Origin of the sequence: Romboutsia sp. (genome assembly GCF_035470145.1) — a bacterium.
In the GTDB taxonomy this organism is placed as follows: domain Bacteria; phylum Bacillota; class Clostridia; order Peptostreptococcales; family Peptostreptococcaceae; genus Romboutsia_D.
The window spans coordinates 1-2,290 of the sequence record NZ_DATIRC010000057.1; the positions used below are offsets into that span (position 1 = coordinate 1).

Sequence of the window (2,290 nt, forward strand, 5' to 3'; positions counted from 1 at the left end):
AATTGGCTTGTGAATAGAAACAACTCTGTATGTTTCATGCCTTAGTTTTCGCTCCACATACAGTTGGCGATTGGTTGAATATTTTACAGTTTTGAAAGTTCTACCGTATTACCAGTATAACACAAAATCAAGAATATGTAGCTAATAACCGCCTTTGTTATATTATATAATCTTTTACATAACCATAAAACTCGTAATTATCAAATGCTGGTATAGAAGAATCAAACTTTACATAAATAGGACACTCAGTAAGCTCTGGATGTTTTTTTAGAAAATCTCTATCACCATAAATTATAGCTTGCAATGCTAAGTTCATATGATATTTAAAAGCATTATATTTAATTAGAGAAGGAAAATAGTCCAAATCTCCAATATAAGCATAGAAAATTAAACCACAAGAATCATTGTAAAACTTCCAGGTACCTAAAAGTTCATCCCTTAAATCTTGATTTATAGCATCATAATTATATTCATCAGCTATATCTAAAAACATCATTCCTGTCTCATCAGAATGTGTGAGTGTATACTTTCTACCTTTAATAGGACCAGATGACGTCATAGGTTCAATAAAGGTTGTTTCTAGTTTATCAGGGTTAAATTTCATATTATCACCAACCTAATATTTTTAATTTATATATAATACTAGATTAAGGATAAATAAGTTACGAAAAATAATTTAATTATAGTAATAAAATTAGATAAAGAAGGATTTAATATGACTAATCAAGAAATGTCTGCCATAATAAATTATGTAAATATCAATGAAATATGATTTATGGTAGATACTTTAAGGTTGCAAACTTGAAAGAATGATTATTAAAATTTTTGGTCTACTCAAGTTATCCTTTGAACCGTTATATGTTATCAATTTTTAAAAAGTTTTGAGAAAAAATTTATAGGAAACCCAAACATATCATCTTTAGTAAGAAGTTATTTTTCTGACAATGATAATACATATGTTATTGGACCCGACAATAATGTATATAGAGGTATTGATAAAATTAGTGAGTTTTTCGCTAGAAATTATAATTTTAATGCTTCTTTGAATATAGACAATTATATATCTTCACAATCAGGAGATGTAACTTGGGTTACTGTTTTAGGCAGACTAAAACAAAATTTTTCAGAAGAAGAACTAATCCAAAAATCTTTAAGTGAAATCAATGATTTGTTTAAATCTTAACTTACATCAGAAGAAAAGATATTTTCGATACAAAGGAGTGTATCATATGTATTGAAGGAGTGTGCTATAGGTGAAAATTATACTTTTCCAATAAGAATATCAGCAGTTATTTTAAATAGTCAGGAATCACCTATTTTTAGCTCTATACAATTTTCATTTCCATTTAGATGGATATTTGAAGGTAAAATAGATAGTGTATAATAATATTAGCTATAACATTCGTAATATGATTATATTGTGTATGAATTGAGCAATCGATTAAACTATTGATTTCCTTTTGTGTTCAATAAAACATATCTTATTATGTACAGTTATTTCGGATAAATACTTGAATTTTCAGAAAAATAGCACTATAATATATTTGAAATATTATGTAAAGGAGGGTTAAAATGAAAAATTACTTTGTTGATAAAATGTTAAAAATTAGACAATATTCATTCAATATTTCAGCATATAAAGTTGCTAATAGAATAAGTGCGTCTAAAATTAAATATTTGAGTCAATAGAGTAAGTTATAAATTTTAATCCTGATATAAATTTAACTAAAAAAATATATCCGGGCGAGTTTATTCTTGCTCGGATTTTTTAGCACACAAATTTATAAATTAATTTGTCATGCCTTCAAACCCGAGTAAGAATTTACTTGGGTTTTTTAAATGGAGGTTTTTATAATGATAGAATTAGAAGTAAAAAATTTAGAGAAGTATTATGGATCAAATTTAATCTTTAAAGATATTAATTTTGATATTAAAAGTAAAGAAAGAGTAGCGATAATAGGAAGAAATGGATGTGGAAAGAGCAGTATATTCAAGATAATAGTTAATAAAGAAAATAAGGATAGGGGAGATATACTAATAAGAAAAGGTTTAAAGATAGGTTATCTAGAACAAATACCAGAATTTGAAAATTATAAAGTAAGGGAAATATTAAATCTAGGATTTCCTGATTTAATGGATATAGAAGAGAAGTTAAGGGAATTAGAATCAAAGATGCAAAGTATGGATTATGATATAAATAATATACTTGAGAAATACAGCAATCTGCAACTAAAGTATGAAGACTTAGGTGGTTATGAAAAAGAAACAACTATATCAAGGGTGTGCTCAG

4 protein-coding genes are annotated in these 2,290 nt (G+C 26.2%); 3 read left to right on the forward strand and 1 reads right to left on the reverse strand.

All coding sequences use genetic code 11. The features are described from left to right. Nucleotides 1–157: 157 nt before the first annotated feature. A complete protein-coding gene (locus VLM92_RS01975; RefSeq protein ID WP_325274675.1) occupies nt 158–604 on the reverse strand; it encodes a staygreen family protein in 447 nt (148 codons plus the stop codon). A 438-nt stretch (nt 605–1,042) separates the two neighbouring features. Between VLM92_RS01975 and VLM92_RS01980 the strand changes: the two genes are divergently transcribed. The 3 genes from VLM92_RS01980 to VLM92_RS01990 all read left to right on the forward strand — a co-directional run. Further along, nucleotides 1,043–1,183, forward strand: coding sequence for a hypothetical protein (locus tag VLM92_RS01980; protein ID WP_325274676.1), 141 nt, complete (start codon nt 1,043–1,045; stop codon nt 1,181–1,183). A gap of 51 nt (nt 1,184–1,234) precedes the next feature. Continuing rightward, entirely contained in the window at nt 1,235–1,384 is a 150-nt protein-coding gene (locus VLM92_RS01985) for a hypothetical protein (protein ID WP_325274677.1), read from the forward strand. A 470-nt stretch (nt 1,385–1,854) separates the two neighbouring features. Beyond that, nucleotides 1,855–2,290 (forward strand): ATP-binding cassette domain-containing protein (locus tag VLM92_RS01990; RefSeq protein ID WP_325274678.1); only part of this gene is annotated, 436 nt, incomplete at its 3' end.

Bases quoted from the DNA above. Each gene is read 5' to 3' on its own strand.
- VLM92_RS01975 (WP_325274675.1), bottom strand. From the start codon at position 604: ATGAAATTTAACCCTGATAAACTAGAAACAACCTTTATTGAACCTATG.